General features: G+C 61.2%; 10 protein-coding genes. 7 read left to right on the top strand and 3 right to left on the bottom strand.

What is annotated here, in order from left to right; genetic code table 11:
• Positions 1-225, bottom strand: a 225-nt coding sequence (locus tag BO74_RS02465) for a helix-turn-helix domain-containing protein (protein WP_496439757.1), incomplete at its 3' end; no start/stop codon positions are given.
• 124 nt (positions 226-349) lie between these two features.
• Between BO74_RS02465 and BO74_RS02460 the strand changes: the two genes are divergently transcribed.
• From BO74_RS02460 to BO74_RS02445, 4 genes are all read left to right on the top strand, one after another.
• Complete coding sequence (locus BO74_RS02460; protein WP_496439747.1) at positions 350-2746, top strand: Lon protease family protein; 2397 nt, start codon at positions 350-352, stop codon at positions 2744-2746.
• Between the two features lie 373 nt (positions 2747-3119).
• Entirely contained in the window at positions 3120-3797 is a 678-nt protein-coding gene (tsaB, locus tag BO74_RS02455) for a tRNA (adenosine(37)-N6)-threonylcarbamoyltransferase complex dimerization subunit type 1 TsaB (RefSeq protein WP_496439746.1), read from the top strand.
• Positions 3797-4273 (top strand): ribosomal protein S18-alanine N-acetyltransferase, encoded by a 477-nt coding sequence (rimI, locus tag BO74_RS02450; protein WP_496439744.1) that lies wholly within the window; start codon positions 3797-3799, stop codon positions 4271-4273. Before tsaB ends, rimI begins: the two co-directional genes overlap by 1 nt.
• Positions 4270-5055, top strand: a complete 786-nt coding sequence (locus BO74_RS02445) for a uracil-DNA glycosylase (RefSeq protein ID WP_496439742.1) — start codon at positions 4270-4272, stop codon at positions 5053-5055. Before rimI ends, BO74_RS02445 begins: the two co-directional genes overlap by 4 nt.
• A 25-nt stretch (positions 5056-5080) precedes the next feature.
• Here BO74_RS02445 and lplT read toward each other — a convergent pair whose 3' ends face one another.
• Positions 5081-6346, bottom strand: coding sequence for a lysophospholipid transporter LplT (gene lplT / locus BO74_RS02440; RefSeq protein WP_496439740.1), 1266 nt, complete (start codon positions 6344-6346; stop codon positions 5081-5083).
• Between the two features lie 172 nt (positions 6347-6518).
• Between lplT and alr the strand changes: the two genes are divergently transcribed.
• The 3 genes from alr (at position 6519) to BO74_RS02425 (ending at position 11633) form a co-directional block, all read left to right on the top strand.
• Positions 6519-7607, top strand: coding sequence for an alanine racemase (alr, locus tag BO74_RS02435; protein WP_496439738.1), 1089 nt, complete (start codon positions 6519-6521; stop codon positions 7605-7607).
• A 2-nt stretch (positions 7608-7609) separates the two neighbouring features.
• Positions 7610-8974 carry a DNA repair protein RadA gene (gene radA, locus BO74_RS02430; RefSeq protein WP_496439737.1) on the top strand — a complete coding sequence of 455 codons (1365 nt, stop codon included), beginning with the start codon at positions 7610-7612 and terminating at the stop codon, positions 8972-8974.
• Positions 8975-9062: 88 nt separating this feature from the next.
• Positions 9063-11633: an ABC transporter permease gene (locus tag BO74_RS02425; RefSeq protein WP_496439736.1), complete on the top strand. Its 2571-nt coding sequence runs from the start codon at positions 9063-9065 to the stop codon at positions 11631-11633.
• On the opposite strand, the gene prmB is transcribed toward BO74_RS02425, so the two are convergent.
• Positions 11622-12530 carry a 50S ribosomal protein L3 N(5)-glutamine methyltransferase gene (gene prmB / locus BO74_RS02420; RefSeq protein WP_496439735.1) on the bottom strand — a complete coding sequence of 303 codons (909 nt, stop codon included), beginning with the start codon at positions 12528-12530 and terminating at the stop codon, positions 11622-11624. The genes BO74_RS02425 and prmB overlap by 12 nt on opposite strands.
• Positions 12531-12544: the final 14 nt, after the last annotated feature.

Below are 12544 nucleotides of genomic sequence, written 5' to 3'. Positions count from 1 at the left end.
CAGGCTTCGACCCGTACCCGGTTTCTTCCCGCGTACGGAGGGCTTCAAGGCGACCATGCCGCCTGCTTCGTACAAGTCCAGGGCCATGCGTACGCCCGGCCAGCTGAGCCCCGTCGCCGTGACAATCTGCATCACACGCATCCCGCTTTTGTGCAGCCGGACCGCTTGCTTGCGTAGGGCATACAACTGCTCCAGCGTTTGAACTTCTTTTTCTGTCGTTTCCATCATTCCCATGTCGGGACAATAACCCGAAATTCAAGCGTTATTCGGGCCGAATCTATAGTATTCAGAGATGATCACTGTTTCTCTGCCCACGCGTTTTTCGTCGTGATCGGGAAAGGACGCACTCATGTCAATCGTCAACGCGCTACAGGCTGAACAGCTTTATCAAGCTTGCGACCCGTCGCTTTTCTCATTCCAGACGACGGCGGAACTGGAGGCGGCGACCGAAATCATCGGCCAGGAGCGGGCTGTTGACGCGATCGGCTTTGCCATCGATATCCAGCGCCCGGGGTTCAATCTGTTCGTCCTCGGCGAATCGGGCAGCGGCCGGCATTCGGTCGTCAGGCGCTTGCTGGAAGCCAAGGCCGTCGAAGAGGAGGTGCCGAGCGACTGGTGCTACGTCAATAACTTCGCCGAGCCGAACAAGCCGCGACTCCTGCGCGTTCCGCACGGACGGGGCGGGCAATTGAAGCGCGATATGCAGCAATTCGGCACGGAACTGGCCAAGGCCATTCAGTCAGCCTTCGAAAGCGATGAGTATCGTCAGCGGATCGAGGCGATCAACAATGACTTCAAGGAAAAAGAGGAAAAAGCCTTGCAGGAACTCGGCAGCGCAGCGTCCGAAGACGGCGTGGTGCTGCTGCGCACGCCGCACGGATTTGTCTTCGCACCGCTCGCCGGTGAGGAAGCCATGTCGCACGAGGAATTCGAGAAACTTTCGGACGACGAAAAGGCACGCATCGGTAAATCGATCGAAGAGTACAGCGAACGGCTCAGGCAACTGATGCTCCAACTGCCACGCTGGCGGCGGGACACGCAGGCACACATCAAGGATGCCAGCCGGGAGATTCTGCAGCTTGCTGTCGGTCATCTGATCGAGGAACTCCGCGAGCACTACGAGGATTTGCCCGAAGTGCTGGCGTTTCTCGACGAGGTCATGAACGATGTGGTCGAGGAAGGCGAACAGTTGCGCGAGCAGCCCAAGCCGGAAGGAGAGGGGGCTGGCACGGGGTTCAGGGGCAGCCTGTCGACGCTTCGTTATCAGGTCAATGTGCTTGTGGACAACGCGGGTGCGACAGGCGCGCCCGTCGTCTACGAGGACAATCCGATCTATCCCAACTTGGTAGGACGCGTTGATCACATTGCCCAGATGGGCACGTTGCTGACCAATTTCACGCTGATCAAGCCCGGTGCGCTGCATCGGGCCAATGGCGGCCATATCGTTCTGGATGCCCTGAAGTTGCTGACGCAGCCGTACGCCTGGGAAGGGTTGAAGCGGGCACTCCAGGCGAGCCAGGTGCGCATCGAGTCGCTCGGACAGGCTTGGGGCCTGATCAGTACCATTTCCCTCGAGCCTGAGCCGATGCCACTCCGGGTCAAGGTGGTGCTGATCGGCGAGCGGCGGATCTATTACCTGCTCAAGGCGCTTGATCCGGATTTTGCCGAACTTTTCAAGGTGCCTGCCGATTTCGAGAATGAGCTCGCGCGCGATGCCGAGTCCACCCGCCGTTATGCCGATTATCTGGCGACGCTGATCAAGGGCAACGGCTTGCGCCCGTTCGACCGGGACGCCGTGGCGCGGGTGGTCGAGCACGCTGCCCGCTTGTGCGAGGATTCCGAGCGGCTGACTGCCAACCGGAGGCAGGTCGCCGATTTGTTACAGGAGGCTGAATACCGGGCCGGCGAGGCTGGTCGCGATACTGTCCGGCGAGAGGATGTGGAAAGCGCACTTGCCGCCCGAATCCGACGGGTCGACCGTGTACGTAGCAGGTATCAGGAGGAAATTCTGCGCGACACGCTGCTTATCTCGGTCAGTGGTGAGCGGACCGGGCAGGTCAATGGGCTGGCGGTGCTTTCCCTGGATGATTTCATGTTTGCCCATCCAGTGCGAATCACGGCGACGGTCCGGGTTGGCGAAGGCGATGTGATCGACATCGAGCGCGAAACCGAACTCGGCGGCGCCATCCACTCCAAAGGGGTGATGATTCTGTCGTCGTTTCTCGGGGCGCGCTATTCGCGCACCTTGCCGTTGTCCCTGTCCGCCAGCCTGGTTTTCGAACAGTCGTATGGTCCGGTCGAAGGGGATAGCGCTTCACTGGCCGAGTTATGCGCGTTGCTGTCGGTCCTCGCCAATGCGCCGATCCGCCAATCGCTGGCAGTCACGGGGTCGGTCAATCAATTCGGGGATGTGCAGGCAATCGGGGCCGTCAATGAAAAAATCGAGGGGTTTTTCGACATCTGCAAGGCACGAGGGCTGTCTGGTGAGCAAGGTGTGCTGATTCCGTCGTCCAATTTGAAACACCTCATGCTGCGCGACGATGTGGTCGCCGCTTGCGCCGAAGGGCGCTTTCACATCTATGCGGTCAAAAAGGTCGATGAGGCGATCGACGTTCTCACTGGGGTGTCTGCCGAGGCGATCAACACGCAGGTCTTGGCACAGCTTGCCGAATTGTCCAGCGCCCGTCGCGCATTTGCCGGTGATCATCGCGCTTCGTCGCCAGACCAACCCGGCAAGGCGCGATGAGTGAGACGGATTTCTGCCGGAGGTTATTGCATTACCTTGTGGTCACGCACGTGAAGGTAGGCATCGATTGCGAGGGGGGCGACGACGAGGAGGACAAGGGTAACGATGGCGGCAAAGTCGGTCAGTGAGGTCATGGTTGCTTCCTTTCGCTAATGGATAATTCGTTTTGTTGACGGGACGAAGCATATCGGGACTCCGGCCGCGAATCTGTGGCGTTATCGCGTTGGTTTTTTGACCGGCGTGTAACAGTCTGGAACGGTTGGTGGGGCGGTTGGTCTATTGCGCCGCCATCTCGGGAATCACTCCAGCGGGGGCAAGTGATCCGGTGAAAAGCGGACGGCTGGGAAAGGTTGTGCGGGTAAAATACGGGCCCATGAAAATTCTTGTCCTCGAAACAGCAACCGATCCGGGTTCTGTCGCGCTGTGGAGCGACGGGCGTGTTGCCGCCCGCAGCTGTCCGGATGATTTGTCCAATTCCGCCTCGTTGTTGCCGGTCGCCGAGGCCATGCTCAAGGAAGAAGGTCTGGCGTTCGCTGACCTCGATGGTGTCGCCTTCGGTGCGGGGCCAGGGTCGTTCACCGGACTTCGTGTGTCCTGTGGCGTCGCGCAAGGATTGGCTGTCGCGCGGAATCTGCCGTTGCTCGGCGTCGGGACACTCGAAGCGATGGCGCTGGCAGCGGTGAGCGACCGGGTCATCGTGGCGCTCGATGCACGGATGAGCGAGGTGTATTTCGGGCTTTTTGTCAATGGCGTCGTTCAGGGCGAGATCGGCGTATATCCTCCTGGATCGGTTCCAGTGCCGGACTCGGCAGGATGGTGTGCGTGCGGGAACGGCATTTCCGCCTATCCGGCGCTGCGCGAGCGCCTTGGGGCCGTTGTCACGACATGGAAACCAGAAGTCATGCCGCACGCCGGCCTCGTGGCCCGTCTGGCTGGTCGCCGCATGGAACGCGGTGAATGTATTGATCCCGCTGACGCCGCGCCGCTTTACGTTCGTGACAAGGTGGCGAAGACGGTCGCCGAACGGTTGGCCGAAGGAGGCAAGGCGTAATGAACGCTATCCTTGAGCCGGCGGTCGAGTTGATGCCGATGGTCGAGCGCGATCTTGACGAGGTATTGCGGATCGAATACCGCGTTTATTCGCATCCCTGGAGCCGGGCCAACTTCGCAGACTCGATCGCCAGCGGCTACAGTTGCTGGGTTTGCCGGATCGGTGGCGAAATGGTCGGCTATTTCGTGCTCATGCTGGCCGTCGATGAGGCGCATTTGCTCAACATCAGTGTTGCCGAAAAACGTCAGGGGTTCGGCTTTGGTGCCCGGTTGCTCGAGCACGCGATGGAAATTGCCCAGCGCGGACGAGCGGCAACCTTGCTGCTGGAAGTGCGCCCGTCGAATGACAGGGCGCTGACGCTCTATCGCCATTTTGGCTTTGCCCAGATCGGCGTACGGCGCGGTTATTACCCCGCGGAGAAGGGGCGTGAAGATGCGCTGGTGCTGACCCGCGCCCTGGCCGAGGCAAGCGCATGAACTTGTCGCCAAAAGAGCTTCTCGAGGAAATGGGTATTTCTCCGCTCTGGGTGCGCCGGGAGCAGCCGCAAGTCGCGCGTTCGTTGGCTGGCGAGGCTGTTCAGGAGGTTTCGACGACCGCGTGTGCGCCGGTCGAGAGACCGGCTCTCCAGGAAAAGGCCCCGGTTCAACCCGCATCGACGCAGCAGTTGTCCGGGGGCGTCGCTCGAATGGACTGGGACGAGTTGCGCAGTACTATCGCCGATTGTCGCGCCTGTGGACTGTGCGCTCAGCGCAAACAGGCGGTCCCCGGAGTGGGGGACGAGCAGGCGAGTTGGCTGTTCATCGGCGAGGGCCCCGGGGCCGAGGAGGACGCACGTGGCGAGCCTTTCGTCGGGCAGGCCGGAAAGCTGCTCGATGCCATGCTGGCGGCTATTGATCTCAAGCGGGGTGAGGACGTTTATATCGCCAATGCGGTGAAATGTCGCCCGCCGGGGAACCGGACGCCGGAGGCAGAGGAAATGGCCGCCTGTTTCCCGTACCTGCAGCGGCAGATTGCGCTGATCCAGCCGAAGCTCATCGTGCTGCTTGGCCGTGCGGCGGTCAGTTCGGTGCTTGGCGACAGTGGTTCGCTAGGCAGCTTGCGCGGAAAAGCGCTGGAGTACCGGGACGGAGAGCGCGATATCCCGGTGGTGGTCACCTACCATCCAGCCTATCTGTTGCGCAACCTGCCGGACAAGGCCAAGGCGTGGGAAGACTTGTGCCGGGCGCGGGCGCTGATGAAATCAGCGCGCAAAACGTAGCGGCAGGGGTAGGAGCAAATATCGCTCAGTGCGACCCGTTGTCGTCCAGGTGGATCACATCGTCGTGTTCGCGCTGGTTGGCTTCATGCAGTCGCTTGACGAGGAGCATCGATCCGCTGACGAATAGGCCAAACAGGGTAATGACCCAATAGATCGACAGATCCGCCTTGACCATCAGGTAGTAGAGCCCGGTCATGATCAGGATCGACAGATTTTCGTTGAAGTTCTGTACGGCGATCGAGTGACCTGCACCCATCAGGATATGGCCGCGGTGTTGCAACAGGGCGTTCATCGGTACGACGAAATAGCCAGACAACGCACCGATGAATATCAGCAAGGGGACCGCCAGCCAAGTGTGGTGAACAAAGTTCATCACCAGCACGATCAGGCCCATGGCAATGCCGAGCGGGATCACCTTGACTGATTTGCGCAGCGTGATGGCCTTGGCCGCGGCGATGGCGCCAATCGCGACACCGACAGCAACGACTCCTTGCAGCATGCTCGATTTCGACAGGCCGAGGCCAAGTGACACCTCGGCCCATTTGATCACGATGAACTGGAGGGTGGCTCCCGCACCCCAGAACAATGTCGTCACGGCCAGCGAGATCTGTCCGAGGCGGTCGCGCCAGAGCAGTACCAGGCAATGGTTGAATTCGCGAACCAGATACCAGGGGTTCTTGTGCAGCACCTTGTGGTCGACGCCCGTATCCGGCACATAGAGGTTGAACAACGCAGCAATGATATAGAAGATGCCGACGAATCCGAGAGCCATCTCCCCGATGGTGTCGACGCCCGTATCGATCAGCGGGAAGTCGAAGCTGAGCAGCTTGTGCGCGACAGCCGGCTGGATCAGCGTGCCGCCAATGACTACGCCAAGAATGATGGCGCCAACGGTCAGACCTTCGATCCAGCCGTTGGCGATGACCAGCAATCGGTGCGGCAGGTATTCGGTGAGAATTCCGTACTTGGCCGGGGAGTAGGCAGCGGCCCCCAGTCCGACCACGGCATACGCCAGCAGCGGGTGGACGTGGAAGAGCATCATCGCGCAGCCGATGACCTTGATCGCGTTGCTGATGAACATGACCCGGCCTTTCGGCATCGAGTCGGCAAAGGCACCGACGAAGGCCGCCAGCGCGACATAGGAAACGGTGAAGAAGGTCTTCAGAAGGGGTTCGTAGGCGGCGGGAGCGTGCATCTCACGCAAGGCGGCGATGGCAACGATCAGCAATGCGTTGTCGGCAAGCGCGGAAAAAAATTGCGCCGCCATGATGATATAGAAGCCGAAAGGCATCGAAATCCGACCACTCTTTTTTATCAAGTCTGGCGTTATACCACGAAACTCATAAGTAGATACACGTAGTATTTCACATTGTGAAAAGACAGGTTGATGTCTTTGAGGCAAAATGCCAAGTTGATTTGCAGACTATCCGAGCCATCTGAATTCCCGACAAGGCCGAAAAATCATGCCCCGCCCGATTCAAGCGTGTATCGATCTGAATGCCGTTCGCCACAATTACCTGCGTGCCAAGCAATGTGCCGCTGTTCCCGATTCGGAGGTCCGGGCATGGGCCGTCGTCAAGGCCGATGCCTATGGCCATGGCCTGTCACGGGTGGCCGATGCGCTGCGGGAAATCGCCGACGGCTTCGCCCTGCTCGAAATCGAAGCCGCGGTGGCGTTGCGCGAGGCCGGATTCCGCCAGCCCATCCTGCTGCTGGAAGGTTTCTTCGAGCCGGTCGACTTGCCGGTTTGTGCTGAATACGGGCTGACGGTGGCGGTTCATCGTATCGAACAGTTGCGCATGATCCAGGCCGCTGCATTGCCCGTGCGTTTGCCAATCTATATCAAACTGAACACAGGGATGAACCGTCTCGGTTTCACGCCGGACCAGATCCCGTCGTTGCGACAGGAACTGGCGCGAAATACCGCTGTAGGCCCGGCGACGCTGATGATGCATTTCGCCGAGGCTGATGGCGGGCGCGGTATCGACTGGCAGCTTGAGCGCTTTCATCGGATGACCGAGGACTGGGATGTTCCGGTCTGCATGGCCAACTCGGCGGCCATCATTCGTTATCCGCTGACCAGTCATGATTGGGTGCGGCCGGGCATCATGCTCTACGGCGCGAGTCCGTTTGCGGACGTCAGTGCCGAGAGCCTCGGGCTGCGGCCCGTGATGACTCTCAGCAGTCGCATTCTGGCGGTTCAGGAAATTCAGTCCGGAGAGCGCGTGGGGTACGGCGGCACCTTCGAGGCGACCCGGCCGAGCCGGATCGGCATCGTCGCCTGCGGTTATGCTGACGGCTATCCTCGCCACGCGCCAAGTGGTACCCCCATTCTCGTCAATGGCCGGCGTACGACGACGGTTGGGCGGGTGTCGATGGACATGCTGGCCTGCGACCTGACGGATATCCCCGAAGCGGGTGTGGATAGCCCGGTGGTGCTGTGGGGCGAGGGGCTGCCTGCCGACGAGGTCGCCGCCGCTGCCGGAACGATCAGTTACGAATTGTTCTGTGCATTGGCTCGGCGCGTGCCTGTTGTCGAATCAGGACGATAGCCATGGCCAAAGCGAAAACGATCTATTCCTGTACCGAGTGCGGCGCAACCTCGTCGAAATGGCAAGGGCAATGCCCGGGTTGCGGGGTGTGGAACACGCTTGTGGAAACGCTGGCCGAATCCGCACCTCCGGCCTCGCGCCGCTTTGCCGCGCTCGCGGGAACCGCGACCGTGCAGACGCTTTCCGAGATCGAGGCGCGCGAGGAAGACCGCTTGCCGACCGGCATCGGCGAGTTCGACCGGGCGCTCGGCGGTGGACTGGTTGCCGGTGGCGTGGTCCTGATCGGCGGCGATCCGGGCATCGGCAAGAGCACGTTATTGTTGCAGGCACTGACGGCACTTAGCGAATCGAGCCAGGTGCTGTACGTCAGTGGCGAGGAGTCCGGCCAGCAGATCGCCTTGCGGGCGCGGCGGTTGGCGCTGGATACCCGGCGGCTGAAGCTGCTCGCCGAAATCAACCTCGAAAAGATTCTTGCCACGTTGCAGGCGGAGAAACCGCAGGTCGCGGTGATCGATTCGGTGCAGACGCTCTGGTCGGAGCAACTCAGTTCAGCGCCGGGGTCGGTCGCCCAGGTGCGCGAGTGCGCGGCGCAACTGACCCGGCTGGCCAAGCAGAGCGGCGTGACGGTGATTCTGGTCGGGCACGTGACCAAGGAAGGCGCGCTGGCCGGTCCGCGGGTGCTGGAGCACATCGTCGATACCGTTCTCTACTTCGAAGGTGATACGCATTCGAGTTTCCGGTTGATCCGGGCGGTGAAGAACCGCTACGGCGCGGTCAACGAAATCGGCGTCTTCGCCATGACCGACAAGGGGCTGAAGGGGGTCAATAACCCCTCCGCGATGTTCCTCTCCCAACACGGGCAAGAGGTTCCCGGATCGTGCGTTCTGGTCACGCAGGAAGGCACGCGGCCGTTGCTGGTCGAGGTGCAGGCGCTCGTCGATCAGGCGCACGGAAATCCTCGGCGGCTGACCGTCGGTCTCGACGCGCAACGACTGGCGATGCTCCTGGCGGTGCTGCATCGCCATGCCGGAATCCTTTGCTTCGATCAGGATGTCTTTGTAAACGCTGTCGGCGGCGTCAAGATTACCGAGCCGGCGGCCGACCTTTCTGTTCTTTTGTCGATCGTTTCTTCACTAAAAAACAAGGCATTGCCTAGTAAACTTATAGTTTTTGGCGAAGTTGGCCTGGCGGGGGAAATCCGGCCGGCGCCACGCGGGCAGGAACGCCTCCGCGAAGCGGCGAAACTGGGGTTTACGCGGGCCATGATCCCCGAAGCCAACAAACCGAAACAGGGAATTTCCGGCATGGAGATCATCGCCGTGCGGCGAGTCGAGGAAGCGTTCCAGCGCTTGCGCGAACTGGAGTAGGCGTTCCCCGGGTCGAGCGTTCTTTCTCTGAACCTCTCCGCCCGGTGAATGACTATAGTGCTACTGAGTTGCTCTGAGGATGGGGCCTATGCCTGAACGAAGCGTACTGTCGGGGAGCTTGCCTTTCGCTTGGCGGATGTTGCGCCGCGATGCGCGGTCCGGCGAACTGCATCTTCTGATGGCCGCGCTGGTCGTCGCTGTGGCGGCGCTGACGGCAGTCGGGTTCTTCACCGATCGTGTTCGGCAGGCGCTCGCGCTGGAAGCCAATCAGTTGTTGGGTGCCGATTTGTTGCTGGTCGCCGATCATCCCTGGGCGCCGCGCATTGCCGAGGAAGCCCGGACGCGGGGGCTCCAACTCGCAGAAACGCGTAGCTTCCCGAGTATGGTTTCTGCCGGCGAGGGGGATGAGGTTCGGACGCAACTGGTCGAGATCAAAGCGGTATCGGCTGGCTATCCGCTACGCGGCGGGCTCCGGATCGCCTCGGTTGCCGGAGCGGAGGATGCGCCGGCATCCGGCATTCCCCAACCCGGCGAGGTGTGGGTCGATGAACGAATGGCCGCGCTGATGTCCTTGCAGGTGGGGGAGTCGCTGAACGTGGGACGCAACCGATTGCGTGTTGCCCAGTTCTTGACCTATGAGCCTGATCGCGGCCTCAATTTTTTCAGCGTTGCGCCGCGCTTGTTGATGAATCTGTCCGATGTGGAGGCGACAGGTCTCATCGTGCCGGGAAGTCGGGTTTCCTATCGCTTTCTCCTGGCAGGTGATTACAAAATAATCAAACAGTTCCGCTCTTCTGTTGAAAAAATACTTGAACGAGGAGAACGCATCGAAGATGCGGAAAACGGTCGACCGGAAATCCGCACGGCGCTTGAACGTGCCCAGCGTTTCCTCGGCCTTGCCGCGCTATTGACCGTCGTTTTGGCCACGGTTACCGTCGCGCTGGCCTCGCGTCGCTACATGCAGCGACATCTCGACCCGTGTGCTGTCATGCGCTGCCTGGGCGCGACGCAAGGATTCCTGTTGCGGGTCTATGTCGTTCAATTCCTTCTTCTGGGATTGTTCGCCTCCTTTGTCGGCTGTGTTCTCGGTTATGCGGCCCATTTTGTCCTGCATGCCTGGTTAGCGCAGTTGCTGACGACGCCGTTGCCATTGCCGGGGATACTGCCGGCGATCCAGGGGGGACTGGTTGGCTTGTTGCTGCTTTCAGGTTTCTCGCTGCCGCCGCTGTTGCAATTGCGCCAGGTGTCGACCTTGCGCGTATTGCGCCGCGAGATCCTCTCGACGGGAACGTCGCCCTTGCGGCTGATCGGCGGTTATGCATTCGGGCTCATCTTGCTTGCCGGGCTGATGTACTGGGTTGCCGGCGAGCCACGCCTGGGAACCTATGTCGTCGGCGGCTTCGTCGCGGCGATGCTGCTGTTCGGCTTTTTCGCCTGGCTGGCGATTCGTGTGCTCGGCGGGGTTCGCGCGGTGGGTCGTAGTTCGTCCGGGAAGCCAGGTGCTTCCGGCTTCGGCTGGCGCTACGGTCTGGCCAGCCTGCAACGGCACCAGGCCGCCAGTGTCGTACAGGTTGTCGCGCTGTCACTCGGATTCATGGCACTGCTTCTTTTGACCGTGACGCGCAATGAGTTGCTCGATGCCTGGCAACGGGCGATTCCGCCCGAGGCGCCGAACCGCTTCGTCATCAATATCCAGCCCGATCAGCGGGATGCGGTACGGCAGTTTTTCGCGCACGACAGCCTTTCCCCGGAATTTGCACCGATGGTTCGCGGCCGGCTGGTTGCGATCAATGGTACAAAAGTCGGTCCGGGACGCTACGAGGACGATCGCGCCAAGCGATTGGTCGAACGCGAGTTCAATCTGTCGTACCGCTCGGTGATTCCCGAGGGGAACATTACGACGAGCGGGCGCTGGTTCAATACGGCCGAGCTCGGCCAAGGGGGGGCGGGCGTGGCCTCGGTCGAGGAAGGTCTGGCACGGACGCTCGGGCTGCACGTCGGCGACACGCTGGAGTTTTCGGTGGCCGGCGAGCCGGTGTCGATGCGCGTGGTCGGTTTGCGCAAGCTGAACTGGGATTCGATGCGCGTCAATTTCTTCGTCCTAACGCCGCCTGCCGTGCTCGAAGGCTATCCGGCCAGCTGGATCACCAGCTTCTATCTGCCTGATGCGAAAGTCGATTTCGTGAACCGTCTGGTCCGCGAATTTCCCAACCTGACCGTCGTCGATGTCGCCGCCATCGTGCGGCAATTGCAGTCGATCATGGATCAGGTCGCCCGGGCGGTTCAGTTCGTCTTCCTGTTTACCCTGGTTGCCGGGGTCATCGTGCTGTACGCGGCCATGGCGTCGGCTGCCGACGAGCGGCGTTACGAGCTGGCCATCATGCGCGCGCTGGGCGCACGTCGCGAGCAGTTGCGGCGGGCCGTACTGGCCGAACTGGCAGCGATCGGCGCGCTGTCCGGGCTGGTCGCGGCGATTGCCGCGCTGGCTGTGGGCCAGATCCTCGCCCGGCAGGTGTTCAACCTGGAAGTTTCGCCCGCGTTCTGGCTTCTGCCCGCCGGAGCGGTCGGCGGCGGGCTGCTGGTCATTGGCGCGGGCTGGTTCGCCAGCGCAAAACTGCTACGCCTGACGCCGCTGGAATCCTTGCGCTCAGGCGTTTAGATCCTTGCGCCGCAGCATGAAAACGAAACGGTCTCCAGCGCTGGTATCGAGCCAGACGAAAGACAGTCGCGGGAAGGCCCGTTCAAGGTCATCCTTGTTGTGTCCGATTTCGACGACCAGAACGCCATCGGCGGTGAGGTGAAGTGGCGCTTCCCTGAGCAGGACGCGAACGAAATCAAGGCCGTCTTCTCCGCTGGCCAGTGCCATTTCTGGTTCGCGCCGGTATTCGTCGGGGAGCGACGCCATCGATTCGGCGTTGACGTAAGGTGGATTGGAAATGATGAGGTCGTACTTTTCCCGGGGAATCGCGGAGAACGCGTCGGATTGGATCAGCCGGACGCGTTCCTCAAGCGCATAGTCCTTGACGTTCCGTTCGGCCACAGCCATTGCGTCGGGCGAGAGATCGACTGCGTCGACCGTCGCTTCTGGAAACGCCTCGGCGGCGAGGATGGCGAGACAGCCCGAGCCGGTGCACATATCGAGAACGCGGCGAACGGCCCACGGGTCGTCGACCCACGGGCTGAGTTGCTCATGCAGCAATTCGGCGATGTGCGAGCGCGGGACGATGACCCGCTCGTCAACGTAGAAGCGGTAGTCGCCGAGCCAGGCTTCGTGTGTCAGATAGGATGCCGGAAGGCGTTCGGTCATGCGCCTCCGGATCAATTTCAGCGCGGCCTTGCGTTCGCCGGTGGTCAGGCGGGCGTCCATGTAGGGATCGAGTTGGTCGACCGGCAGGTGCAGCGAGTGCAGCAGCAGGTAGGCCGCCTCGTCCCATGCGTTGTCGGTACCGTGGCCGAAAAAGAGGTTGGCCTCGTTGAAGCGGCTGACGGCAAAGCGCATCAGGTCGCGCAGGGTGGAGAGTTCGCTCTGGGCTTGTTCGAATAGGTCGGTTGTCACGGGGCTTTCTGTGG

This window comes from Propionivibrio pelophilus DSM 12018 (assembly GCF_059569095.1).
The sequence above is the reverse complement of the archived record's forward strand: the minus strand, read 5'-3'. Positions and strand labels throughout refer to the sequence as shown.